General features: G+C 62.4%; 21 protein-coding genes. 7 read left to right on the forward strand and 14 right to left on the reverse strand.

The features are described from left to right. The first annotated feature begins 20 nt into the window (after window positions 1-20). Window positions 21-1,034 (forward strand): UDP-glucose 4-epimerase GalE, encoded by a 1,014-nt coding sequence (gene galE, locus B1526_RS02840; protein WP_095614711.1) that lies wholly within the window; start codon window positions 21-23, stop codon window positions 1,032-1,034. 165 nt (window positions 1,035-1,199) lie between these two features. On the opposite strand, the gene B1526_RS02845 is transcribed toward galE, so the two are convergent. From B1526_RS02845 to B1526_RS02855, 3 genes are all read right to left on the reverse strand, one after another. Continuing rightward, window positions 1,200-1,694 (reverse strand): low molecular weight protein-tyrosine-phosphatase, encoded by a 495-nt coding sequence (locus tag B1526_RS02845; RefSeq protein ID WP_235607014.1) that lies wholly within the window; start codon window positions 1,692-1,694, stop codon window positions 1,200-1,202. 110 nt (window positions 1,695-1,804) lie between these two features. Further along, window positions 1,805-2,488 carry a dihydrofolate reductase gene (locus tag B1526_RS02850; protein ID WP_095614583.1) on the reverse strand — a complete coding sequence of 228 codons (684 nt, stop codon included), beginning with the start codon at window positions 2,486-2,488 and terminating at the stop codon, window positions 1,805-1,807. Window positions 2,489-2,593: 105 nt separating this feature from the next. Continuing rightward, the gene (locus tag B1526_RS02855; protein ID WP_201260118.1) at window positions 2,594-3,394 is read right to left on the reverse strand and encodes a thymidylate synthase; all 801 of its coding nucleotides are present in this window, start codon (window positions 3,392-3,394) and stop codon (window positions 2,594-2,596) included. Window positions 3,395-3,635: 241 nt separating this feature from the next. On the opposite strand from B1526_RS02855, the gene B1526_RS02860 reads away from it, so the two are divergent. Then, window positions 3,636-4,049, forward strand: a complete 414-nt coding sequence (locus B1526_RS02860) for an OsmC family protein (protein ID WP_095614585.1) — start codon at window positions 3,636-3,638, stop codon at window positions 4,047-4,049. 134 nt (window positions 4,050-4,183) lie between these two features. On the opposite strand, the gene B1526_RS02865 is transcribed toward B1526_RS02860, so the two are convergent. From B1526_RS02865 to B1526_RS02875, 3 genes are all read right to left on the reverse strand, one after another. Then, window positions 4,184-5,230: a universal stress protein gene (locus B1526_RS02865; protein WP_162287924.1), complete on the reverse strand. Its 1,047-nt coding sequence runs from the start codon at window positions 5,228-5,230 to the stop codon at window positions 4,184-4,186. A 428-nt stretch (window positions 5,231-5,658) separates the two neighbouring features. Further along, on the reverse strand, window positions 5,659-6,453 hold the full coding sequence (locus tag B1526_RS02870; RefSeq protein ID WP_095614586.1) for a C40 family peptidase: 795 nt from the start codon (window positions 6,451-6,453) through the stop codon (window positions 5,659-5,661). A 194-nt stretch (window positions 6,454-6,647) separates the two neighbouring features. Beyond that, the gene (locus B1526_RS02875) at window positions 6,648-7,676 is read right to left on the reverse strand and encodes a CHAP domain-containing protein (protein ID WP_095614587.1); all 1,029 of its coding nucleotides are present in this window, start codon (window positions 7,674-7,676) and stop codon (window positions 6,648-6,650) included. 313 nt (window positions 7,677-7,989) lie between these two features. On the opposite strand from B1526_RS02875, the gene serC reads away from it, so the two are divergent. After that, window positions 7,990-9,129: a phosphoserine transaminase gene (gene serC, locus B1526_RS02880; protein WP_095614588.1), complete on the forward strand. Its 1,140-nt coding sequence runs from the start codon at window positions 7,990-7,992 to the stop codon at window positions 9,127-9,129. 181 nt (window positions 9,130-9,310) lie between these two features. Here the strand turns inward: serC and manA are convergent, their stop codons facing one another. Beyond that, the gene (gene manA, locus B1526_RS02885; protein WP_095614589.1) at window positions 9,311-10,669 is read right to left on the reverse strand and encodes a mannose-6-phosphate isomerase, class I; all 1,359 of its coding nucleotides are present in this window, start codon (window positions 10,667-10,669) and stop codon (window positions 9,311-9,313) included. A 136-nt stretch (window positions 10,670-10,805) separates the two neighbouring features. On the opposite strand from manA, the gene B1526_RS02890 reads away from it, so the two are divergent. Further along, window positions 10,806-11,066, forward strand: coding sequence for a DUF2530 domain-containing protein (locus B1526_RS02890; RefSeq protein ID WP_095614590.1), 261 nt, complete (start codon window positions 10,806-10,808; stop codon window positions 11,064-11,066). A gap of 28 nt (window positions 11,067-11,094) precedes the next feature. On the opposite strand, the gene B1526_RS02895 is transcribed toward B1526_RS02890, so the two are convergent. Further along, window positions 11,095-12,384 carry a sensor histidine kinase gene (locus B1526_RS02895; RefSeq protein ID WP_164470451.1) on the reverse strand — a complete coding sequence of 430 codons (1,290 nt, stop codon included), beginning with the start codon at window positions 12,382-12,384 and terminating at the stop codon, window positions 11,095-11,097. A 161-nt stretch (window positions 12,385-12,545) separates the two neighbouring features. Between B1526_RS02895 and phoU the strand changes: the two genes are divergently transcribed. Continuing rightward, window positions 12,546-13,226, forward strand: coding sequence for a phosphate signaling complex protein PhoU (gene phoU, locus B1526_RS02900; RefSeq protein ID WP_095614713.1), 681 nt, complete (start codon window positions 12,546-12,548; stop codon window positions 13,224-13,226). Window positions 13,227-13,340: 114 nt separating this feature from the next. Here the strand turns inward: phoU and B1526_RS02905 are convergent, their stop codons facing one another. Both B1526_RS02905 and B1526_RS02910 read right to left on the reverse strand, forming a co-directional pair. Next, a complete protein-coding gene (locus B1526_RS02905; RefSeq protein WP_095614591.1) occupies window positions 13,341-14,336 on the reverse strand; it encodes a zinc-binding dehydrogenase in 996 nt (331 codons plus the stop codon). After that, window positions 14,333-16,462 carry an oleate hydratase gene (locus B1526_RS02910; RefSeq protein WP_095614592.1) on the reverse strand — a complete coding sequence of 710 codons (2,130 nt, stop codon included), beginning with the start codon at window positions 16,460-16,462 and terminating at the stop codon, window positions 14,333-14,335. The genes B1526_RS02905 and B1526_RS02910 overlap by 4 nt, the downstream gene beginning before the upstream one ends. A gap of 341 nt (window positions 16,463-16,803) precedes the next feature. Between B1526_RS02910 and B1526_RS02915 the strand changes: the two genes are divergently transcribed. After that, entirely contained in the window at window positions 16,804-18,018 is a 1,215-nt protein-coding gene (locus tag B1526_RS02915; RefSeq protein WP_157908680.1) for a helix-turn-helix transcriptional regulator, read from the forward strand. 63 nt (window positions 18,019-18,081) lie between these two features. Here B1526_RS02915 and B1526_RS02920 read toward each other — a convergent pair whose 3' ends face one another. Beyond that, on the reverse strand, window positions 18,082-18,864 hold the full coding sequence (locus B1526_RS02920) for a hypothetical protein (protein WP_095614594.1): 783 nt from the start codon (window positions 18,862-18,864) through the stop codon (window positions 18,082-18,084). A 48-nt stretch (window positions 18,865-18,912) separates the two neighbouring features. Beyond that, entirely contained in the window at window positions 18,913-19,332 is a 420-nt protein-coding gene (locus B1526_RS09075; protein WP_157908681.1) for a hypothetical protein, read from the reverse strand. Between the two features lie 154 nt (window positions 19,333-19,486). Between B1526_RS09075 and B1526_RS09080 the strand changes: the two genes are divergently transcribed. Further along, window positions 19,487-19,936, forward strand: a complete 450-nt coding sequence (locus B1526_RS09080; protein ID WP_157908682.1) for a hypothetical protein — start codon at window positions 19,487-19,489, stop codon at window positions 19,934-19,936. A gap of 96 nt (window positions 19,937-20,032) precedes the next feature. Here the strand turns inward: B1526_RS09080 and B1526_RS02930 are convergent, their stop codons facing one another. Next, window positions 20,033-22,585, reverse strand: coding sequence for a GAP1-N2 domain-containing protein (locus B1526_RS02930; protein WP_095614595.1), 2,553 nt, complete (start codon window positions 22,583-22,585; stop codon window positions 20,033-20,035). Window positions 22,586-22,591: 6 nt separating this feature from the next. Further along, window positions 22,592-23,821: a hypothetical protein gene (locus B1526_RS02935; RefSeq protein ID WP_095614596.1), complete on the reverse strand. Its 1,230-nt coding sequence runs from the start codon at window positions 23,819-23,821 to the stop codon at window positions 22,592-22,594. Window positions 23,822-23,824: the final 3 nt, after the last annotated feature.

The raw sequence follows: 23,824 nt of genomic DNA on the forward strand, positions 1-23,824 counted from the left end.
TGTTGAAGGAAAGGCTCAACATGACTGTTCTTGTCACTGGCGGCTGCGGCTACATCGGCGCGCATGTCGTCTACGCGCTGCACGAAGCAGGAGAGGACGTCGTCGTCGTCGACGACCTCAGCTATGGCAAGCCCGACCGCATCGGCGATGCGCGCCTCTATGGCATGGACATCGCCGCGCCCGGCGCGGGCGAGCGTCTCGCCGAGATCATGAAGGCGGAGGACGTCGACGCCGTCATCCACTTCGCCGCGCGCAAGCAGGTCGGCGAATCCGTCGAGAAGCCGCTGTGGTACTACCAGCAGAACATCAACGGCATGCTCAATGTGCTCGAAGGCATGAAGGAGGCGGGTGTCAAGAAGCTCGTCTTCTCGTCGTCCGCCGCGACCTACGGTGTGCCGCCGGTCGACGTCGTGCCCGAGGACGTCGAGCCGATGGTCCCGATCAACCCGTACGGCCAGACGAAGCTCTTCGGCGAATGGATGGCGCGTGCGTGCGAGGAACCATACGGCATCCGCTTCTGCGGCCTGCGCTACTTCAACGTCGCCGGCTGTGGCCCCGTCCAGCTTGAGGACCCGGCGATCCTCAACCTCATCCCGATGCTCTTCGACCGCCTCAAGCAGGGCAAGGCGCCGGCGATCTTCGGCGACGACTACCCGACGCCGGACGGCACATGCGTGCGCGACTACATCCACGTCTCCGACCTCGCGGACGCGCATCTCGCGGCGCTCAAGTACCTCGACCGCGACGAGCGCAAGTACGACGTCTTCAACGTCGGCACCGGCGAAGGCACGTCCGTGCGCCAGATCGTCGACGAAGTGAAGAGGGTCACCGGACTGCCGTTCACCGAGACCGTCATGGCGCGCCGCGCGGGCGATCCGCCGCACCTCATCGGCTCGCCGAAGCGCATCAACGAGGAAATGGGATGGCACGCGCGCTACGACGTCGATGACATCGTCGAATCCGCATGGGACGCGTGGCAGGCGAATCCGGCGCATCATATCGACGTCGAAACATGGAAGCAGCAGGACGCCTGATCCGCACACCGTCGACGACACGACACCAATGAGATGGCGGGGGCGTCGCACGAATCGATTCGTGCGACGCCCCCGCCATCTCATATCCGCGCGGCCACACCGTGTGTGCACACATCGTATGCATCAGCCATATCGACGCATAGGCGCGCGTTCACGTGGCCGCATTCACTCGGCGGTGAGCTGCCGTTCGACATAATCGGCGATGTACGGCGCGACTTCCTCAATCTGATCGATTGCCGTCTCGAACTCGCGCATGCCGCCGTACCACGGGTCGACGAGGTCGATCTCGCTTTCGTGACCCGCTTCCGGATCCGGAAGCGACGGGTCGAAACTGCGGTACATGTGCACTTCCGTGCGTTTGCTGAGCGGCAGCATATGCATGAGCGCGTTCATATGCGACGCCGTCATCGGCAGGAACAGATCGGTGTCCTCAATCTCCTGATGTGTGATACGGTGCGCGAAATGCTGCGGCGGAATCTCATACCCGTGTTCCTTGAGCACTTTGACGGCACGGCGGTCGATCGGATTGCCATACTCCTCGTCGCTCACACCGCTCGACAAGACGCGGACGCGGTCCCCAAGGCCACGTTTGTCGAATTCGTGGCGGAGGATGATCTCCCCCATCGGCGAACGGCAGATGTTGCCGGTGCACACGGTCATGACGGTATACGGCTTCGTCTCTTTCCTCTTCACGGCTAGGTCCCTACTCCTCATAACGGCGGATGCGGTCCGCCTCGTCTCCTGTGTCTCGTGTCCTGTATCGTGTCGGCTTATGCGTCCTCGGGTTGGCGGTTGTTCGCAAGCGTCAGATAACGGTACCGGCGGATGCCGCCATCAGCATGCTCGGGCGTCATCCACGCACCCTGCTCGACGATGCTCCAATCCCCGTCGCGCAACGCCTTGTCGACGTCCGGAGCGTACGTGTCCGCGTCGACGTCGGCATCGATCTGCGTGAGATAGATCTTCGACGCGAGCGTCATCATCTGTTTGAACAGTTCCGCGCCGCCGATGACCCAGATCTCGCTGCGGTCGAGTCCATCATCGGGGATGGCCTCCTGACGCGCGAGGTCGAGCGCCTCCTCGATGTCGCATACGACGGTCGCGCCCGGCGCACGGAACCCACGGTCATGCGTGAGCACGATGTTGTCGCGGTTCGGCAACGGACGGAATTTCGGATTGAGCGCGTCCCATGTCTTGCGTCCCATGATGACGGGATGCGAGACGGTGAGCGCCTTGAAGCGTCGAAGGTCCTCGGGCAGATGCCACGGCATGGTCCCCTCGAATCCGATGGCACCCGAACGACCGTCCTTGTCGTTCGCCTGTGCCCAAATCAGATTGATCGAAAACGTCTTGGCGTAGTCATCGCCCCAATCGTCCTCAAGCTCAATCTCCGTCGGCCCGGCAAATCCGGGCGCGGGTTCGTGATAGCCACTGCGGCTACTGTCATGCTCCATTTCAGCTCTCCTTGAACGTGGGTAACCGGATTCCCAGTCTATGCAATCCCGCAGACGCTCGCCGGCGTCCGCGGACGCAATCGCGACAGGCGCCACGGTGCGCGTTCAGACGGCGATCGGCGCCTTGATCGTCGGATGGTACCGGTAATCGACAATCGTGAAATCGTCGTAATCGTAATCGAACAACGAATCGGCCTTGCGCAGCTCAAGGCGCGGATACGGGTATGGTTCGCGCGACAGCTGCTCAAGCACCTGGTCGATGTGGTTGTCGTAGATATGGCAGTCACCGCCCGTCCAGACGAATTCGCCCGGTTCGAGCCCCGTCTGCTGTGCGACCATCATCGTCAGCAGCGCATAGCTCGCGATGTTGAACGGCACACCGAGGAACATGTCGCACGAGCGCTGGTACAGCTGGCAGCTGAGCTTGCCGTCGGCCACATAGAACTGGAAGAGCGCATGGCACGGCGGGAGCGCCATCTGCTCGACCTCGGCCGGATTCCACGCGCTCACGACGATGCGGCGCGAATCGGGGCTGTTGCGGATGAGGTCGAGCGCATTAGAGATCTGATCGATCGTGCGGTTCGGATCATCCGGCGTCGGCGCGGGCCAGCTGCGCCACTGCACGCCGTAGACAGGACCAAGGTCGCCGTTCTCGTCGGCCCACTCGTCCCAGATGTGCACATTGTGCTCCTGGAGCCAACGCACATTGCTCGAACCTTTCAGGAACCACAACAGTTCATAGGCGACCCCTTTGAAGAACACGCGCTTCGTCGTCAACAGCGGGAAGCCCTTCGCGAGGTCGAACCGCATCTGCTGCCCGAACAGTGAGATCGTGCCCGTTCCGGTGCGGTCGTTCTTGAGGTTGCCTTCCATCAGGATCTTGCGCAGCAGGTCCTCGTACGGCATCGGGATGTCGGTGTGCGGACGCGCAGGGATGTCATGGTCACGGATGGACTTGAGGTCGTCTTGAGTCAAAGGCATGTTTCGCCATCATAATCAGACAATCGAACAACGGCAATACACGGCTGCTGTGACGACAACCACGGTGACGGATGCGCGGTGTGCGCCGCGACACGCGGGCATGGGCGTGCATAGAATGTGGTTGAACAACGCAGCGGCCATGTGAGGCCGCGGAAATGAGGAGCATATGAGCAAGCGACTGTGGGTCGAGAAGAACAAGGACGGTTCGTGGGATGCGTTCAGCGACGACGGGGCCCATATCAAGTTCGGCAAAGGCAGGGGCCAGTTCACCCCGGGCGATCTGATGAAGATCGCGCTCGCCGGCTGCGCGGCGCTTTCGAGCGAGTTCGCGGTCGAACATGCGCTCGGCGAAGGCAAAGGCGCGCGCATCGTCGTCGATGGCACGTACGACGCCGACGATGACTCGTACATCAACTTCAATGAACAGGTCATGATCGACGCGACCGACGCCTCGCTCAGTGAAGACGACGTCGAAACACTCAAGAAGCGCGTCAAGGCGCACATCGAGAAAGGCTGCACCGTCATGCATACGTACGAGCGGGAAACGCCCGTCCGTATGGACATCGAAGTCCGCCACTGACGGCGTCACCCATAGACAGACCGATACAGACGTAGACGCGGACGGGGCGTGACACACAATCGATTGTGTGTCACGCCCCGTCCGCGTCTACGGTGTTCGTAGTCTACGTCTGTATCTGTGCGGACGTGTACGGATCAGCCACGTTTCGCGTCGTCGTGGTAGTCGGCGGCCTGTGGATCGATTTTGATCTCGATCTGCCGTTCGACGTCCTCATCCGCACGGTCGACGGGCACTTCGGTGACGAGTTCGTCGAGCGTGACCGTCGCCGTCCGCTCGTCCGTCTGCTCTGCGCGCTGCTCTTCGGCTTCGACGAACTTGCGCGGCACGACGAGCACAGGCGACACCGAATGCTGCAGCAGCCCCTGGCTCGTCGAATTGAAGAGCAGACCGGTGAACCCACCACGTCCACACGAGCCGACGACGACGATGTCATGGTCGCGGCTCGCCTTCGTGAGCGTCTCGACGGCATTGCCGGCGACGATGTTCTTATGGACGTTGAGTTCCGGATACTCCGCGAGGATCGGCTTGAGTCGCGCGTCAAGCTCGTCCTCGAACTTGCCGCGCACCTCGTCGCTCGCGAGGTTCGTGTTCGGCGGGACGACGGTGATGGCGTCGAGCTGCGCGCCCCACGAGTGCGCGAATTTCGCCGCGAGCTGGAGCGCGCGGATGCCCCACTTCGTATCGTCGGAGCCGACGGCGACCTTCGTGATGACGTTGTTGAGGTGCATGAGGTTGCCTTTGTCGTCGGTGTACGGGACGACGACGATCGGGCAGTACGCGTACGCGGGCAGACTCGAACTCGTTGTGCCGAGCAGACGTTCCGCGAGGCCGCCCTTGCCGCGGTTGCCGATGACGATGAGGTTGTAGTTGCGCGACAGTTCGACGAAGACCGACGACGGATCGCCGGTCACGATGAGCGTCTGCGCGTCGACACCCTGTTCGTCGGCGATCGCCTTCGCCTTCGAAAGGATCTCCTGGGCGTCGTTGTGCGCGGCGTTGTCGTCCCCCATCGCCGTGTACGTCGCGTCGAACGAGACCGCGGCGTAGCTCGGCAGCGAATACGCGCACACGATCTGCAGGCTCAATCCGACGTGTTTCGCGTAATTTGCAGCCCACCACGTCGCCTTGTAGCTCGCGTGCGAACCGTCGACACCCACCAGAATCGTGTTGTCGTTCACCATGAAAGACCTCCTTGCCCAGCACAACCTTCTCTTCGGTTGGTTTCCACGTTCCACAATACCGTGGTTTTCCTTCATCACACACACTAGCAGCCGAAAAACCGCGAAAAGTTACGTCAGGAACGTGTTTCGGCACCGCGGGCTCGTCCTACGCGTCCCAATCCGCAGACGCCGCCGACCAACCCACCCGCAAACGCGCGCGTTTGCATCCCACTTCGCAGCCGCCACCAACCAACCCACCCGTTGCGTCCCAATCCGCAGACGCGCCCGACGCAACCACCCACAAACAGCGTGGTTTCCGTCCCATTCCGCAGACACCACCTACGCATCCACCCCACACCCGTAGAACGGTACGCTGCATACAAAAAAGCGGGGGTGTGCGGTTCCGAAGAACCGCACACCCCCGAGAACAGTGAAATGTGGGATTGGGATTACAGCACGCGTCGGATGGAATAACCGCCCGAGAAGACAGCGAGGCTGCTCGTACCGGTTCCCAGTGCCGGGGTCATCGCGTTCATGACCATGCCGTTGCCGATGTAGATCGCGGCATGCATGCCATTGGCGATGATGTCGCCCGGCTGCGCCTGATCGATGCTCGGCACGGCGACACCAACGGCCGCCTGCGCACCCGAGGTGCGCGGCAGCGAGATGCCGAACTGCGAGAACACCCACTGCACGAATCCGGAGCAATCCCATCCGCTCGGCGTATTGCCGCCGAACACGTAGGGATAGCCCTGGAACTGCAATGCGAACTGTGCGATCGCCGCGCCGTTCTTGCTTGCCGGCACATTCCAGCTCGCAGCTGGAGCCTGTGCGGCCTGCTGAGGTTCAGTGGCGACCGGCTCGCGCTCCTGGCTGCGGCTCGCGGCCGCCTCCTGTGCTGCGCGCGCGGCCGCTTCGGCCTGCTGGCGTGCGGCCTCCTCCTCGGCCCGCTTGCGTGCTTCTTCCTGTTCCTTGGCCTGTTGTTCGGCTTCCTTCTCCGCGGTCGACTTGGTCTGAGGAACATCCATGCTCTCCAGGCCACCCCAGTTGGAGTCTTCGTCGACGTTCGTGGAGGTGGCTTCGGCGAAGAAGTCAGTCTTCGCCGTATTCACTTTGGGGAATGAGCGTGTCGAGACGACGTAATTCGAACTCGACGCTGCATCATCTGCGACAGCCGCAGGCGCACCCGCGAACAGGGATGCGGCGAGTGCTGCAGCGGTAGTAATCGAAATAGAACGTTTCATCTTTTTCATCGCCTTCTACGCTAGCACACACGCGTCGCGTCGCGTGAAGGTCCATCGATGGGAACACATTGTCCACACTTACGACACGCCGAGTGCAATCGTACTCACAATCTCAGGTAGTATAGAGAGTCTTTTTTACTCTGCATACCGCACGATGCAACGGCGCAACCGTTGTCGTACGCCGCATGCAACGATCAGTAATGGATAAAGGTGAAGGCCTTCGCCTGTTCCGCCGTGAATTCGCGTTGGGAGATCACGCCGAGTCCTTTCGCGTTCGACTCGGAGATGCGGATCGACCCGTCCGGATTGACGGCTTCGACGATCGCGACGTGTCCGTAGTAGCCGTCCGCGCCTTCCTGTCCGGGGGCGAACACGAGCACGTCGCCGACGGCGCGCGCCTGGTTGTCGACCCAGTAGCCGAGTGATTGCGCCGAAGCTCCCCAGCTTCGCGCGTCGCCGAAGTAGGAGCCGGTGCTCAGGCCGAGCTGATGGCGGCGTTCGTATGACCACCATGTGCACTGCCCCCACGGATACGCGTTGCCGGTGTCACCTGTCGCATGGTTCGGGTTGAAGCCGGCGGGCAGCTGCGCCTCGTCCTTGTCGACGAGTTTGGCGACCTTCTCGTTGTATGCCTTCGCGGTCGTGAGCTTCGACGTGTCTTTGACCGCGTTCGTCTCGCCAAGGTCCCAGCTGCCGGTCACATTCGTCGATTCCTGCGCGGCGTACGGCGTCTGCACGCCAGCAGCGGCCGCGTTGTTCGCCGCGTCCACAAGATACTGCGAGTCCGCGTCGTCGGCCGTGAGCGCCTCGCGCACGTCCGAACGGGACGCGCTGGTGCCGGCGACGCGCGAGATGTCAAGTGTCTGTGTCGTTTCCGCACCGTCAGCGACCGGGAACATCGTCGTATCGTCGTCCGCTTTCATGAACGCCATCGACGTCGCGGCCGTGCCGACGAGCGCCGCGAGCGACGCGGACGCGAGCACGGTGTTCTTACGCTGCGCTGCACGTGCGGATTCGCGGATCGCGCGACGCGTCAGCGGTGCGACCTCGTTGAGGCGGCGCGCAAGGTCGGGATTGATGCCGAGCACGTCCGCGTTGCCGTCAGCGGCTTTGCTCGCGTAGACCGATTCCGCGGAATGTGCACCGTGCTTCGTGGTAAACAGGGACTTCGTCAGGGCTACAGCGCCTGCACCCTTGCGGGTCGCGTGGGCAGCATGCCTCATACGCAAATCACTCCTTATGAACGTCGCTCAACAGCGTGCACGGTGTCCGTGCCTTCGACTCACAAGGCTCTAGGGTACATCAACAAACCGCCAAAATGCGCGCGCCGCGCGTTTCCCGGACACGGACGGCGCGCGCGAACATAGCACAAAACCCGCGCAAACAGCAGGAACGAACAACGTTTTCCCCTGAGAGAGAAATCGCCAAATCTTCACATTTCGAGGGGCATCACCACATGTCCACTACAATCGGCGGTATCCATGTATGCCCATGCCGCGCACGGCGTTTTCCTTTGTTGTGGCTACGCTGAGAGTCATGGATACAATCACGATTCCGCAGTCAATGCTCCCCGAGGACGCGCGCTTCGGCTCCGGACCGAGCAAGATCCGCCCCGAGCAGATCGAAGCGCTCGACCGCGCCGCGCTCACCGTGCTCGGCACATCCCACCGTCAGGCGCCCGTCAAGGACATCGTCGGCTCGATCCGCGAGGGTCTCGCGTCGTTCTTCTCGATTCCCGACGGATACGAGGTCGTCCTCGGCAATGGCGGCGCGAGCGCGTTCTGGGACGTCATCTGCGCGTCGCTCATCACACGTCAGGCCGCGTGCGGCGTGTACGGGTCGTTCAGCGGCAAGATGGCGGCATCGGTGGAATCCGCCCCGTTCCTTGAGCAGCCGATCCTCTTCGAGGGCGAACCGGGCACGTACCGCATCCCCGAACGCACCGAATACGTCGACACGTATTGCTGGGCGCAGAACGAGACGTCGACGGGTGTGCAGGCGCCTGTGTACCGCATCGACGGTTCCCGTGAGCAGGGTGCGCTCATCTGCATCGACGCGACGAGCGGCGCGGGCGCAATCCCCGTCGACATCGCACAGACGGATGCCTATTACTTCTCGCCGCAGAAGGCCTTCGGCTCCGAAGGCGGCCTGTGGATCGCGATCCTTTCGCCGGCCGCGATCGAGCGCGCCGAGGGCGTCAAACGCAGTGCGGGGCTTGAAGGTGCGCGCCGCTGGATTCCCCCGTTCCTGTCGCTCACGTCCGCGATCGGCAATGCGCGTAAGAACCAGACGCTCAACACACCGTCGCTCACGACGCTCGTGCTGCTCAACGAACAGGTCTCGTGGCTCAACGAGAACGGTGGCCTGCCGTGGGCGTCCGCACGCTGCCGCCGTTCGTCGGACATCGTCTACCATTGGGCCGAGCACAGCGACTACGCGATGCCGTTCGTGACCGATCCGGACGCGCGTTCGCAGTCGGTCGTCACGGTCGACCTCGACGCGGCCGTGCCCGCTGCGACCGTCATCGCGGCGCTGCGCGACAACGGCATCGTCGATGTTTCCGGATACCGCAAACTTGGCCGCAACCAGCTGCGCATCGGCGTGTTCCCTTCCGTCGAACCGTCCGATGTCGAAGCGCTCGTGCACTGCATCGATTACGTCGTCGAACGTCTGTAGTCGTTCGCACATCCGTATCGACGAAGACGGCGATACGGAATATATGGGGGTACCGATACCGATATATTGTGGACGCCCGCGCACTGCATCGTGCGCGGGCGTCCGCGTATATATATGTATATATAGAGGCAGCACATACGTCGATGCATGCGATACGTGCACGTGTGCGCACGCGACGTGGTCAGAACGGCGTCGACGCCATCAGATACGAACCGGACGTGCCACTGATGCGCACCCCGCCATCGGACGCGGGGATGAACACGGCCTCACCTTGCCGCAACGTGCGCGTATCCGTCTGTGTCGTGCAGACGACTTCGCCTTGCGTGCACAACAGCACACGCGGCCCCGCATGCGGCACGGCGGCGCGGCCGCGCATCTGCTGCACGAGCGCGTCGTAGCGTACGGCGAGCCGTTCGACAATCGGCCATGCGCGCGTATCGTCGACATGTCCGTAGGCGAGCACATATTCGCTCACGCCTGGTTTATAGAACACGACGTCGCGCATGAGGAGCGCGCCAAGGCGCGCATCGGATGGATTGACGGGACTCGTCGGGCGGCAGTCGACACATTGCAGCAGGTTCACGATGTCCTTGTGCTTGACCGTCATCCCCGCGCGTAGCACATTGTCCGAATTCGTCATGATCTCGGCACCCGTCCCATATATATAGGCATGCGGCACGCCCGTCGGCAGGAACACCGATTCGCCTTCCTCAAGGCGCACCGGGTTCATCATGAGCAACGCGAGCACGCTCGTGTCTCCGGGGAACGCGCGTGCGGCGCGCAACGCGAAATCGAAGGCCATGATGTTGCGGCTGTGTGTCGCGTGCGCGGCCGCTGTGTTGATGTCGTCGATGAGCGCGTCCGGGTCGCTCGCGGGCGCGGTGACGGCCGTATGGAACGCGCGGAAGATGCGTTTGCGCGACTCGGGCCATACGGTCGCGGCGACGGGCATCATCATGTCGGCGTCCGCGAACGAATCATCCCCGTGTCTGCCGCCCGACGCGAACGCGTCTACCATGCGTTGCGCGATGGGCGAACGCAACAGCTGCAGATTGCGCAGCGCGAACGAGTGCGACGCGAAGCCGACCGATGCGAGGAACGGTTCGAGTGCGACGACCATTTCGCTTTTCGCGTTCATGTCCTTGAACGAACGTTCGGGTGCGTCAAGTGCGATGCCTTGGCGGTTCTCGATGTTGAATCCGGCACGCGCCTGGAATCCGACGGGGTGCACTTGCAGCGAAAGCGGCTCGTCCGCGGCGATTGTTTTGAACAGGAACGGCAAGACCGGACCGAATTCGTTCGCGCCGCGCGCGCCGACCATCCCGTCCGGGTCCTGCGCGATCGCGTCGGTGAGCGCGATCATGCGTGTCGTGCCGTCCGCGCTGGGCATATCGAGCATCGACGGTGACTGCGCGTGCCCGCTGAACCACATCTCGGCGAGCGGGCCCTGCGCGTCCGCGCCGTCGAGATGGAACATCCGCTGCAGGCTGCTGCGCGATCCCCACGCATAGCGTTTGGGCACCGGATGGATCGTGTACACGCGCGTTCCTTTCTGCCGACGTTCCGGACCCACCCATTGTACGCGATGCGCATATGGGCGCCCATGCGCACCACGCGTGGAAATCAGCCCAGAGGATGACCGCGCCGTGTCCGCACATGTATTAAGGTTATGGGTTATGAAGTTCGCCCCGATCATCGATCCACACGCCCGGCGCCCGATGCCGAAGCCGGTGCAAGTGGACCTTCGCAAGGCGTTCATCCTCGGCACGGCCCTGTGGGCGGTCGCGCTCGTCATATGCGGCTGCTGCTGGTTCTTCGCGCACATCGCATGGTTCAAACTCGCGACGTTCATATGCGCATGCGGTGTCGCAATCGGCTTCGCGATGCTCATCTGGGAGCATTTCGACCGTTCCGATTACCGCCGTCTCGGCCAGTGACGCGCCTTTCGTGGGCCGTCTGCGCCGTTCACGGCACGATTCGCTGCGCCGCGTCGTGTGCGATCGGCAATACGAGGCTGAACGTGCTCCCCTGCCCCGGCCGGCTCCACACCTGTACACTGCCGTGGTGCGTGAGCGCGACATGTTTGACGATCGCGAGTCCGAGGCCCGCGCCGTCACGCGAATGCTCATTCTGGTTATGCCCCCGGTAGAACCGTTCGAAGATCCGCTGCTGTTCGTCCTCGGCGATGCCGCTGCCCCGGTCGATGACGCGGATGACCGCGTCGTCGCCGTCGCGGCTCGCGCGCACGTCGACGCTCACCGTCGCGCCGTCGGGCGAATACGCGAGCGCGTTCTCGAGCAGTTTGCCGAGTGCGGCGCGTATCTGCGCGCTTTCGCCGTGCACGGTGAGCGTGTCGTCGCCGCGCACATCGATGCGCTGCCCGCGTTCGTCGGCGATCGGCCGCGCGATGTCGGCGGCCGCCTGCGCTTCGGCGAGCACATGCAATGCGTTGTCCGCCGTCGGCGTCACCTGCTCCTGGGCTTTGATGAGCAGCAGCAGGTCGCCGACCATATGGTCGATGTACGCGATCGTGCGCCGCACTTGGCGCGCGTCCTTCGCGATCTGCGCCTCGTCGAGGCCGCCCTGTTCGAGCGTCGCCGCGAGGTGCTTGAGTTTGTCACTCGGTTGGACGAGGCGTTGTGAGACGTTCGTGATGAAGTCGTCGCGCACTTGTGCGAAACGCACCGCTTCGCTCACGTCGTCGAGCAGGATGACGACGAGTCCGTCCGAGATCCTGCCGACGGTGACGTTGAGCCAATTCGGACGGCTCACCGTCCGCGCGTCCGTGGACGCGTGCGCGTCGTCGTCGATTTCGGCGAAGCGGCGCGGCGTACGCGTCATCAGTTCGAGGGTGCGTTTGCCGCCGTGCGCGCGCACGTCGCGCACGGCTTCGGCGATTGGTACGCTCACGATCGCGTCGTCGTCGACGACACCAAGTCGGTACGCGTCCGGATTCGCACGGACGACTTCGCCGGTGTCGTCGACGACGACGGCCGCGGCCGGAATCATCGTCAGCAACGCCGCCGTCGAATCCTGGAGATCGTCGTCCGCGTCGTCATCGTCATCGTCGTCATCATGTCGTCTGCGCAGCCGTGAGACGAATTCGTCGAAACGTTCCGACAACGGCACACCGTCGGTCCCCGGTGCGAACAGCGGCGCGAGCGCGTCGACGAGGAGGATGCCGATCCCTATGAGCGCCGCGAGCGCGAACAATGCGAACGCGGCGGCGATGATGGCGGACGTGTCGATATGCATACCGCCATTGTGGCACATCGCCGCGCCGCACGTTCCGCACCGCCGCGCATACGCGGTGGGCATTGCGGTTGGTTTCTCGACACGTCTCCTCTACACTTGAGCTGGAAGACGCCGGCGCATGCGGACGGCCGGCGGTGACGACATGGAAGAAAGGCGGGAAGATGCGCGTTATCTTCAATGAAGGGCTCAAGGCGATCGCCGACGACCTCGACCATATGGTGCGCAACGTGCGTGACGCGATCCACGGTGCCGGTGCGGCGCTGCTCAGCCAGGACCTCGACGCCGCGCAGAAGGTCATCGACGACGACGCGCAGACGGACGCGTTGTCGACGTCGATCGTCGACCAGTGCGTCGAGCTGCTCGCGCGGCAGAACCCGGTCGCGACCGATCTGCGTGTCGTCGTCTCGACGATGCGGCTCGCGATCACGTTCGAACGGATGGGCGACCTCGCGCGGCATATCGCCGAGGCGGCGCGTCGCACCTATCCGGATTCGCCGCTGCCGGAGCATGCGGTCGGCCTGTTCCAGCAGATGCAGGATTTCCTCGATGTGACGGCGGATCGCCTCGTGACGATGCTCGCGGACCGCGACACGCATACGGCCGAGGAGATCATCCGGGACGACGACAAGCTCGACGCGCTGCATCTCGAAACGCTCAAGCTTGCGCAATCCGAGGATTTCCCGGGCACGAACCAGCAGCTCATCAATGTCGTGCTCATCGGCAGGTTCATGGAGCGTCTCGGCGACCATTCGGTGTCCGCGGCGCGCCGTGTCGTGTTCATCGTCTCCGGCTTCGACCCGTCGAAGGCGCCTGCGCGCGACGAAGGCACCGACATCGACTGACATATGGCGCCCCGCGCGCTGTCCCGCATGGTGGATGGCCGATACGAGTTGTCCCCAGTATCCGTTGTGGATACTGGGGACAACTCGTATCTGACGTCTGTGATCGGCGTCAGGTCACGCGTCGACGTCGACGACGAGTTTGCCGGTGACACGGTGGTCGGCGAGCGAACGCAATCCGTCGACGAGGTCGGAGAACGGCAGCACGCCGGTGATGAGCGGGTCGAGTTGGCCTTGCGAGACCATCGACAGGATGTCCGAAGCCATCGTGCCGAGGTCGCGTTGCTCGACCGGATTGCCCGATGCATGCGCGCCGCCGAGGTTGACGACGTCGATGCTCAATGCGCCGCCGAACATCTGGCCTCCCGAGACCGGCGGCACATCGACGATCGTGACGAGCTGCCCGTTGTAGGCGAGGCGCCCGAGGTCGCGCGCCGCCTCCCGACCGCTCACCGTGTCGACGATGAGGTCGGCGCCGAGGCCGTCCGTCAGTTCGCGCACGCGCTCGTCGACGTCCTGGGTGCGGTAGTCGATGATCGCGTCCGGGCTCACATGGTCGCGCACATAGTCGATGTTGCGCGTCGAACATGTCGTGAACACGGTGATGCCGTGCATCTTCGCAAGCTGCACGGCGATGCCGCCGACCGCGCCGGAACCACCGTGCACGAGCGCCGTGCGCACGAGGTTGAGGTTCGGTTTCCTGTTGATCGTCTGGTATGCGGTGAGCGCGCCGCACAACACGCCGGCGGCCGTCGTATAGGCGACGTCGTCGGGGATGAGCGACAGCTCATATGCCGGTGCGTCCACATATTCGGCGAAGCAGCCGTTGTAACGCAGGTCGCCATGGCCGGCGACGCGCATGCCGACCTTCCATGTGTCCTCGACGCCTTCGCCGATCGCGGCGATCTCGCCGGCGACATCCAAGCCAAGGACATGCGGGTACGTCCACGACTCATTGCCGCCCTCGGCGAGCTTGTAGTCGACCGGGTTGAGGCCGACCGCATGCACGCGGACGAGTACATGGCCGGGAGTCGGCGTCGGTACGGGCACGTCCGCGAGCTCGATCGCGTCAAGCCCGCGGGCCTGCCCGTCGGGGATCACATACGCCTTCATTTGGCGGCCTCCGGCTTGTCAAGGCGTTCCTCGGCTTCGGGCTTGTCGGAGCCAGCAGGCTGTGCGTCCACGCTTGCCTCGGCCGGTGTGATGGCTTCGGCCGCGGCGTCGGCCTGCTGGTTCGGGAACGCGGCGGCTTCGGCGTCCTTCGCCTCCTGCATGAGGCGCGCCTCATCGGCCTCACTGAACGAGGCGTCGAAACGCATGCCCGGCTTCATGTCGACAGGATGCTGCGGATCGGCGATCGCGCCGAAGACCTTGAGCATCTCGTAGATGTAGGTGCCCTTCGTGCGGTTGAGCGCGATCTCGATCGCCTTGTGCTCGAGCCCGTTGCGACCGAACGTCGTGAGCGGTTCGCCATCGCGCAGCTTGACGGCGGCGTTGAGCATGTCGCGCACATCGTATTCGCTGTTCCACACCTCGGGCACGCCACGGTCGACGTCGAAGAGCGTGTAGACGGCCTCCATCCCGGTGCGCATCGAATACTCGGTCGTGAAGATCGTGTCGCGCGGTTCCTCGGCGAACTGGCCGATGAACGCGAAGTTGACGGCGCCGTCAGGCACGACGTCAGGGCGGTCACCGAGCTCACGCGGCATGAAGAACGCGTCGACGTACGGCATCATGACCGGAATCGTGTTGCAGTGCTCCGAGGCGAGCTCGTGGATCCTGTCGGTCGGCACACCCATATGGTAGAGCCATTCCTCGCAGATCTCCTCACCGGTGCAGTCCTGCATCTTCTTGCGGATGTAGTTGCCCGGGTTGTCCGGCAGCAGCGCGTCGATCCACACGCTGATCTGGTCGGCCGGCTGGTCGCGGAACTGCTGCTGGCGGTTGATCGTCCAGCTCATGAGCCAGTTCGAATCCTCGACGCTCACGATGCCGCCCGTCACGGTGTGGCCGCCGAACGGCGAACGCCCGGTGATCTTCTCGATGTACGGGATGATCTCGTCATCGAGCGTCGTCGCGGTCGCGCTCATCCACTTCGTCAGGTTCGGGTCGTAGATGAACTTCTGCGGGTGTCCGAAGCTCGGGTCGACGGCGGCGATGCGGTTCCACGTATCCCAACCGTTGCCGGCCTTGAGCGACGGGTCGAAACCGGCAGGCGTGTTCTGGTTGCCTTCCGTCGTCGACTCGACGAGGCCGCCGTTCGTGATGAACACGAAATCGTCCTCGCCCAGCTCGATCGTCTTCGTCGTGTTCGTCTTGAGGTCGGTCACGACGAGCGTCTTCGCGGTCTTCTTGTTCGGCGTCGAATACGGATTGCGCGGGAACGCGCCGTTCTCCGCCTGCGCGCGCATGATCTCATCCATCGCGACATGCGTGAACTCACGCTTCGGCCCCATCTCGTGCTCGCTCACCTCGAACGTCACATCGTCGACCGACGTCTGCATATGGAACTGCACATCGTGCGCCTTGAGGTAGTTCATGAGCGGCAGAATCATCGACTCGTACTGGTTGTACCGGGTGAAGCGCAGCGCCGAGAAGTCCGGAAGACCACCGATGTGATGGATGAAACGGTGGATGTAACGGTGCATCTCAAGCGCCGACTGCCAGTTCTCGAACGCGAACATCGTGCGCCAATACAGCCAGAAGTTCGAATTGAGCACCTCATCGTCGAAGTAATCGGTGATCTTCTTGTTCGCGAGTTCGTCTTCGGTCGCGAGATACAGTTTGAGGATCTCCATGACGGCCTTGTCGGACAGGTTGAATCTCCTGTCCGTATGCGCGTCCTGTCCACGTCCCTTCGTCGCACGGCACTTCGAGAAGTTCGGATCCTCTTTGTTGAGCCAGTAATAATAGTCGAGCATCGACACATGCTTGTCCTCGATGCTCGGCACGTCGCGGTAGACATCCCACATGACCTCGAAATGGTTGTCCATTTCACGGCCGCCGCGCATGACGTAGCCTTCGCCCTTGATGAACGCGCCATCGAGTGCGCCTCCGGGGAGCACGTCCTTGTCGAACACATGGATGTTCTTTCCCGGCATCTGCGCGTCGCGCACCAGATAGAACGCGGCCGTGAGCGCCGCAAGCCCCGTGCCGATGATGTACGCGCTCTTGTGCTCGATGCCCTCCGGCTTCCTCGGATGTGCGAACGCCTCGAAATTGCCTGCCGAATAGTACATGGTTCCTCCTCTTGCGCGGGACCGTTCCCGTGAAGACGTGTTTGCGCCGGCTTTCGGCGCCCTAGAGCCCATTGTCGGTCCGTTCGCGCGCGGGAACGCGGGGACTTCACTAAGAGCTTGCCGCGCAGCCATCCCCCAGTCCCGTGCGCTATGCGCACATGTACGTTCCCTTTCCGCACCACGGTACGCTGACGCGACGCTCAGCGTACCGTTCCGCGGACAATATCGTACGGACAATACGGCATGCACATGCCCCCGGTATCTCATTTACAATATGTACATACGTATGTTCGATCCATCCAATCCGACCAATCCATCCAACCGACGACCAGAGGGAATCCATGGGAGCAAACCGAGGACAGACGAATGCGAAGAACGCGGTCATCGAGATCTTCGAACTGCTGTGGGAGGAGACGGACGAATGCCACGGGCTCACCGAGAGCGAGATCCAGGAACGGCTTGAGGAGCGGCACATCGACAGGGACATCGATGCACCCGCGCCGTCGACGCGCACGATCTACAACCAGATCCATTGGTTGTCGATCCAGAAGCACCCCATCCTCGGCCGGCGCGTGAGCAAGGTCGACATCGAGGATGCGCTCAAGCAGACGCCGGACGCGAAGCCGGGATGGTATATGGAGCCGTTCCTGTCGGGAGCCGAGACAAGGCTGCTCGCCGATTCGCTCATGCTCTCGCGCATCGACCGCGAGGCGCTGTCCGACCTGATCGGCAAGCTCGACGAGATCACCGGCCGCGGGCAAAACGGCGATTCCGTGGCGTATGAGGCGAACATCAGCAGCAACAAATACGTGGACATCGAGTTCCTCGGCACCGTCGGCGCCATCGACCGCGCGACGCGGGACGGGCACTGCGTCGAATTCAACTACCAAGTCTACGGGGCGGACAGGAAACCGGTCCTGCGCACCGACGGGCACGGACGCGCGAAGCTGTACCGCATCGACCCCTACGGCATGGTGACGAAGCGCGGCGAATACTATCTCATCGGTTGGTTCCACGACCGGGAGCTGCCGACGGAGGACGAACCGGACGACAACCATACGAACCTCTACTGTTTCGTCATCGACCGCATCGTGAACATCCGCGAGACCGACGAGGCGATCGCCGTGCCCGCGGACACATGGGACGTCGAAGGCGTGCCGATGGCGTTCTCGGAGCAGCACATTCCCTTCACGCCCGCCGGATTCGCGAGGTCGCGTCCGCACATGACGATGGGACCGATGATCGACGCGACGCTCATCATCAATGAGGGCATGCTCACCGTGCTGTATGAATGGTTCGAAAGCGCACAAGTGCGGCGACTGCCGAACGACAAATGGATCAACGGCAGCCCCAGCTACCTCGTGGACGTCAGGGCCCCGGAGATGGGCCTGCTGTTCTGGGTCCTGCAGTACCAGTCCTGGTTCCCGACGACCATCGTCAAACCCGCGCATGTGCGCAAGCGGCTCGCACAGCTGGGTTGGCAGCTCATGGAGAATCACGGCGGCGCGAAGAAGGAGGACGACCGCGGCGCGGAGGCGCATTCACAGCGCGGATAGCGGTGGGGCGCGGGGGCACGCTGGACGGAACGTGAGCGTGCCCCCGCGCGTATCAACCATCGTTCACGCACTCGCGCGCACGATTTTGTGTGCGAGGAAACCATCGGTGTCGGAATAGCACGTCATCCACGCGAGCATGACGAGCAGACCGACCATGAAATCCCAGCCGGAGGCGCCTGCGACAAGCAACGCGACAACAGCGAGGATGACGACATTCGTGATGAACACATAGAGGATGCGCTGGAGCGCGGAGACGCCGAACGCGACGAACCGCTTCCGCGAGTTCTCAAGGAACACCGGTATCAGCGCGATCGCGACGACGATGACGAACGCGAGCGCATAGCACAGCACGCGCCACACGATGAACAATCCATTCACCCATCCGAAGAGCATATCGAGCAGATAGCCTGAGAAGAACGCCACGAGCGGCACGATGATTGTGATGAGCAGCAGTTTGACGAGGCGTCGGACGATCTTGTCCTTCGTTCGGGATGCGTTCCAATCACCGGTGACCGAGTATTCGTTCGCGCGTGTGCGCAACAGGATCGGCCCCATGAGATTGTTGATCGCGAGCAAGATCGGTGAGAGGACGACGGCTTCGACGAGCAGGATGAGCAGTTGCATGACGAAGGGGCGTCGCTGCTGGATATCGAACACCGTCGCGTCAAGCGGCAGGAACGAGCGCAGCCAATGCAGAATCGTGTCGCTGAACGGCAGCACCGACATCGCGTCGGCGAAGCTTTTGCCGGTTTCCGCATCGATCGAACTGCGGATCATGATGAATCCGAATCCGAGGCCGAAGATGAGGCAGACGAAGACGATGATCCGTTTGTAGAACTGTTGCATGATCGTGGTTCACTCCATTGTTCTGTTCGTGGGTGTGTGGTGGGACGCTCAGTAGAAGCACGCGCCGACGGCGACGATGACAAGCAATCCCTCAAGTGTCCACAACGCGATACGACCGATATTGTTTCCACGGTTTTCCGCGAGTTTCGCGGCGAATGCGGCCGCGAGGAGGGCGACGCCACTGACAGCCGAATCGATGAGGTACAAGTCGTAGTTGTGGTATAAGGAAAGACGCAGGAAGAGCTCATGGTTGAGCGTGACCGCGACGTACACCGTATACCCAGCCATCGTGATACCCAACGCGGCGCATATGATACGGAAATCGAAATCCGGTATGTAGATGACGCCGAGATAGCACATCGCAAACACCAGTTGGAACACGAGCAGGACGATGAGCGATCCGCCGAACAACAGGAAATGCTGACCACTGAGCAGCTGGTACATCCGTCCGAAATTGTCCATCGTCATCGGCAACCTGTGCCCCATGCACGCGAACACGGGAAACAGCAGATAGTAACTCAGCGATGCACATAAGGCTACGGCAAGCGACACGAAACTGATGCGCCGCGTATACGAGGCTGCGGCTTTCGCAGCGGCCGTGCGCGCCTTCCATTTCGCACCGATGCGCGTTCCCCGGGTCTTTTTCGGTTTCGCAGTGGTCGCCGCCGGTGCAGGCGTCGACGCGGCACTTGGTGCTGGAGCGGAAGCGGACGCGGCCCCCGGCGCGGGAACGGGAGCTGGAGCTGCGCCGAATGGAGAACCTCCGGTGCCGACCGGCGAGCCCGCACTGCCGAACGGCGAACCACTTGGCGCTGGAGCGGGAGCCGGCGCGGGTGCCGGGGCCGGAGCGGGCGCTGTCCCTGCGCCGAATGGAGACCCTCCGGTGCCGAATGGCGAACCGGCGCTGCCGAACGGCGAACCACCTGGCGCGGGCGCGGGCGCCGGGGTGGGAGCCGGAGCAGGTGCCGGAGCACTGCCGAATGGCGACCCCCCACTACCGAATGGCGAACCGGCGCTGCCGAATGGCGAACCACCTGTACTGCTGGACATCATGAATCCTTTCTCACTGTGATCCCATGCGTGATCCCATGTGACCCGTCCGGGTGTGGGACCTGTTCATAGGTCGTGCGCTTGCATCGCCATGTCACGTTGGCGGTATGCACGCACGCTATTTGTCGGCACGTTTCCTCGTGAAGAAGCCGAACACACCACCCGCTTGTCGCGGCCCCAACTTGGGCGCAATCCTCCCCCATGCGGCAGCGAAGGCACGCTCCGGGAACCGCTTGCCGAGTGACTTTTCATAGTGCGCGACGAACTTGGCTTTCCTCTTCGGATCGTCGACGAGTTTGACGAGGTTGTTCGTATGTACATTGGCGTTGTTCGTCATATCATCGCCGACGATGTCAGCGAAACGCTCCACCTGTGCCTGTCCCGTCTCCGGTTTCGCATTGAGCATCGCCGCATCCAAGGCGAGCAACGTGAGCGTATTCGCGGCGTCGTTGTGCACGATGACATATGCGAACACGTGACGCATATACGGCTGTATGAACATCGCGGGTACTGCATTGAGCTGCACGGCGGCGATATCTACGGAATCGGTCACGCATGTGGCGAGTGGTTGCGCGATCGCCGCGAGATATTTCCGCTGATTGTCCGTATCAAGATCGGAGATCGGCAACCGCGCACCTTGTGCGCTCACGGTTCGCAATGCCTGCTGCACCGCCATCGCATCCGGCTTGCGTTGCTGCATGAGCGCCGACAACTGCGCGATCGCCGCCTGTTGTTGCGCAAGCACCACGACATTCGGGATTGGAAGGCCCAACCGTCCGCACAGTTCGCATACATCGTTGGCGGCACGCGCCGACGCGGTGCCATCGCATATGTCGATCCGTGACGCGAGGCCGTCAGCAAAACGGTTCACGATGTCCCCGCGCCGATCCACCATGAGCGCCTTGCAGCAATACACACGCCCTTCCGTCGCGGAAGTGGCGAATACCCGCTCAAGCGCGCCGATTGCGGCTTGTTCCACGCCCATAGCCGCCCGGCGTTCGATCACAAGCAATGAGAGCATGACAATGAGTTCAAGACGTACGTTCCATCGGCCGATGAGCATCTCGACCATCGCGACGCCGGTCGCGAAGTCCGGCTGCGCCGTCGCCGTGTCGATGAGACGGAGGATGGCTGCGGGGACATCGCCTTGGAATGCGGCCACCATCTGGCAACCGGGGACACCCAACGGCAATCGCAGTCCTTTGTCCAACTGATTGAACATGACCGAGGTGACCATCGACGCATACACGTCAAACGTCCATGGCACACCTTGGCTCTGCGTACCGGATACACCTGTGGCCGACGCCGCCCCGATGAGGTCCTCGCCGTCAATCGCATGGAACAGTTCCATATCCAAATCGCCGCCGGCAATCGAGAACAATCGTTCGCCCACTGAGTGCGTCTGACGGTAGAGCCGCTGCGAACCCACACCGTTCGCGATGATGTCCGCGCAAGCCTGCACAGCCGCGTTGCACAATGCGGCGCGCAACGGCTCGTTGTCCTGTGTCAACGAGACGACGGTGCCAGTCGCCGCGGCGCACCATGCTTCGGGACGTTCATCCGACGTCAATGCATCCATAAGGCATTCGGCGAATGCGGCGCGCTGGGACGGTGCGCCGTATCGCAGCACGAATTCGCCGCACGCGGCGACCTGCCCCGCATCGAGTTCGGTCACTGGATGCGACCCCATCATGATGCGGTAGAGGTCATAGGCCGTCACGAGTTGCGCATCGAGTGCGGCATACGATGTCGCATCAAGGAATGTGTGGAACGAATCCAGACCATCCTGTGAATACCGCAGCATCGTGATGACGAAGTCGGCGAACCCATCAAGCCCTTCCTGATACTCACGGTCGGGGAACCTCCCGGCATCCACATCGAAGAGGTCACAGTACGAAAGTGCGGGACTGTCGATCGAACCGTTCATACCATCGACGGCGCGGATCAGATGGAACGGCGAACGCAACGGATCGTATTCGTAACTCGAGAACCCATAGGTGAGCGCCTGGCGTATCGGCAACGCGTACTGCATCGCGGCGATCCATAGCGCGAAATCATGTTCGGACGCGTTGATGAGGATCTTGCGGCTGAAGTCATCATCACCATCGGCGATGAGCGCCTCCAACAGCAGCTTCGCTGCTTCCCCATGATCATCCTCGTCAAGGAACTCCCGCACATCGTCGATCGTGACCCCATCGGCAGGCGTGATGCCGAGGGGCTCCAACAATGCGGGACGCTCGTCCTTCCTTGCCGTTTCGGCATCCATCCATGTGAGGAACGATGGGGATGACAGGAAACCGCAGGGATAGGCATCGACTTGTGCGGCCGGCAATGCCGTCGTATGGCTGATGAAGTTGCCTCCGCGCACCGAACCTTCCGGATAATCGCGGCCGATGTACGAACACACGGCCATGCCGTACAATCCGTCAGGACCGGTCAATGGTCCGAAACACCACCGCCTTGGATACAGGGATTGCGCCTCGTCCTTCGTCGGCAACGCCGGATAGTCGTCACGGCGTGGCGGCGTATACGACTGCATGACGCCGATGCCATTGCCGGCGGCGATCCAGTCGTGCATATGCGGCGAATACGAGTAGTTCTGGAATCCGGAGGCATTGCCGTCAATACCTTGGCGGCATGACGTGTAGATCACTTGCTCTGCTTGCATCATCGCCCCCTACAGGATTCCTTTTTCGTTGAGGATCCACAGCATCGCGTCTTCGATGCGTTTCGGCGCGGGCGGCGCGATTGTGCCATCGTGCTGCGGCGCGCGGCCCATCGCCGAGAACGCGAAGCAGGAGGCTTTCATGTACTGCTGCTTGAGGCGGTCGACGAAATCACCTTGGTCCCATGTGTCGAGCAACGCGTGCATCTCGCTGTCGACGGCTTTGCGGTCGTTGTCGTCGAACGCACCGGCGGCCACATGTGGTGACGGTCGGGACAATGCGGATCCCGGCGGCAGCACGTTGTTGTCCTCGAGCACATCGAGTTTCGAGAACGCCGCGGCGACCGGGATGGCGATCTTCTCGGTCTCCTTGATGTGGTTGGCGTTGCGGATGAGCGACGCGACCATGTCCAGCACGGCTGAAGGGCTTGATACCTCGTCCTCCTCGACGACACCCGACGTCCGAATCGCTTCGTCATTGTCGATCTTCGAACGCACCTGGCGGTTCGCGAGCGGATCGAGCAGGAAGATGATGCCCGACGAATGGGCCACATAGTTCGCGACGACGTTGATTGTGTCGGGGTCCTCCCAATCCTCGCCGGCCGAATCGAAGAACACGAGCGTCATCGCCTGCATCTTCTTGAACAGGCCACCGGATTCCTTGCGCAGCATGCCGAGGATCGGACGGTTCTCGGTGACGTTCGAGCCGACGAGATGCGACTGTGTCTGCGCGATCGGCTTGTTGCGGATATAGAGGTCCTCCTCGAAGCGTTCACGGTACTGTTTCTGGTCCTCGGGGCCATACAGCTGGAACGTGCCGCCGAACGGGCGGAAGATCCGTTTCATCATCTCGTGGATGAGCACGCCGATATACGTGCTCTTGCCCGAACCTCGTGTGCCGATCAACGCGACGATGATCTGTTCGTCGGAGTCGATTGTGGACGGCAATTCGTTGTGGCAGCTCGGGCAGATGCGCTTGTGGCTTTCGCGTTTGCACCAATCACATGTGGCCGAGGACGGCATCGAGAACCGTGATTTCTTCCCGCGGAACACATGTGGACCGTTCCACGAGGGCACTCCTTTGTATTTCGCGAGCTTCGGGTCCTCTTCACCGACGCCGGGCTGTGTGATGTTGCCGTTCGTATCGACAGGGCCACATATTTTCCTCGCTTCGCATGCGAATTCGACATCGCCGATATCGTGCGATTCGAAACAGAACGGGCATACATATTTGAGTTTCATGAT

The organism is Bifidobacterium criceti (genome assembly GCF_002286935.1).
GTDB lineage: Bacteria > Actinomycetota > Actinomycetes > Actinomycetales > Bifidobacteriaceae > Bifidobacterium > Bifidobacterium criceti.

Excerpts from the sequence above, each read along its gene's own strand:
- galE (WP_095614711.1), top strand. The coding sequence starts at position 21 with ATGACTGTTCTTGTCACTGGCGGCTGCGGCTACATCGGCGCGCATGTC.
- B1526_RS02845 (WP_235607014.1), bottom strand. The coding sequence starts at position 1,694 with ATGACCGTGTGCACCGGCAACATCTGCCGTTCGCCGATGGGGGAGATC.
- B1526_RS02850 (WP_095614583.1), bottom strand. The coding sequence starts at position 2,488 with ATGGAGCATGACAGTAGCCGCAGTGGCTATCACGAACCCGCGCCCGGA.
- B1526_RS02855 (WP_201260118.1), bottom strand. The coding sequence starts at position 3,394 with ATGCCGTACGAGGACCTGCTGCGCAAGATCCTGATGGAAGGCAACCTC.
- B1526_RS02860 (WP_095614585.1), top strand. The coding sequence starts at position 3,636 with ATGAGCAAGCGACTGTGGGTCGAGAAGAACAAGGACGGTTCGTGGGAT.
- B1526_RS02865 (WP_162287924.1), bottom strand. The coding sequence starts at position 5,230 with ATGGTGAACGACAACACGATTCTGGTGGGTGTCGACGGTTCGCACGCG.
- B1526_RS02870 (WP_095614586.1), bottom strand. The coding sequence starts at position 6,453 with ATGAAACGTTCTATTTCGATTACTACCGCTGCAGCACTCGCCGCATCC.
- B1526_RS02875 (WP_095614587.1), bottom strand. The coding sequence starts at position 7,676 with ATGAGGCATGCTGCCCACGCGACCCGCAAGGGTGCAGGCGCTGTAGCC.
- serC (WP_095614588.1), top strand. The coding sequence starts at position 7,990 with ATGGATACAATCACGATTCCGCAGTCAATGCTCCCCGAGGACGCGCGC.
- B1526_RS02890 (WP_095614590.1), top strand. The coding sequence starts at position 10,806 with ATGAAGTTCGCCCCGATCATCGATCCACACGCCCGGCGCCCGATGCCG.
- B1526_RS02895 (WP_164470451.1), bottom strand. The coding sequence starts at position 12,384 with ATGCATATCGACACGTCCGCCATCATCGCCGCCGCGTTCGCATTGTTC.
- phoU (WP_095614713.1), top strand. The coding sequence starts at position 12,546 with ATGCGCGTTATCTTCAATGAAGGGCTCAAGGCGATCGCCGACGACCTC.
- B1526_RS02905 (WP_095614591.1), bottom strand. The coding sequence starts at position 14,336 with ATGAAGGCGTATGTGATCCCCGACGGGCAGGCCCGCGGGCTTGACGCG.
- B1526_RS02910 (WP_095614592.1), bottom strand. The coding sequence starts at position 16,462 with ATGTACTATTCGGCAGGCAATTTCGAGGCGTTCGCACATCCGAGGAAG.
- B1526_RS02915 (WP_157908680.1), top strand. The coding sequence starts at position 16,804 with ATGGGAGCAAACCGAGGACAGACGAATGCGAAGAACGCGGTCATCGAG.
- B1526_RS02920 (WP_095614594.1), bottom strand. The coding sequence starts at position 18,864 with ATGCAACAGTTCTACAAACGGATCATCGTCTTCGTCTGCCTCATCTTC.
- B1526_RS09075 (WP_157908681.1), bottom strand. The coding sequence starts at position 19,332 with ATGACGATGGACAATTTCGGACGGATGTACCAGCTGCTCAGTGGTCAG.
- B1526_RS09080 (WP_157908682.1), top strand. The coding sequence starts at position 19,487 with ATGCGCGTTCCCCGGGTCTTTTTCGGTTTCGCAGTGGTCGCCGCCGGT.
- B1526_RS02930 (WP_095614595.1), bottom strand. The coding sequence starts at position 22,585 with ATGATGCAAGCAGAGCAAGTGATCTACACGTCATGCCGCCAAGGTATT.
- B1526_RS02935 (WP_095614596.1), bottom strand. The coding sequence starts at position 23,821 with ATGAAACTCAAATATGTATGCCCGTTCTGTTTCGAATCGCACGATATC.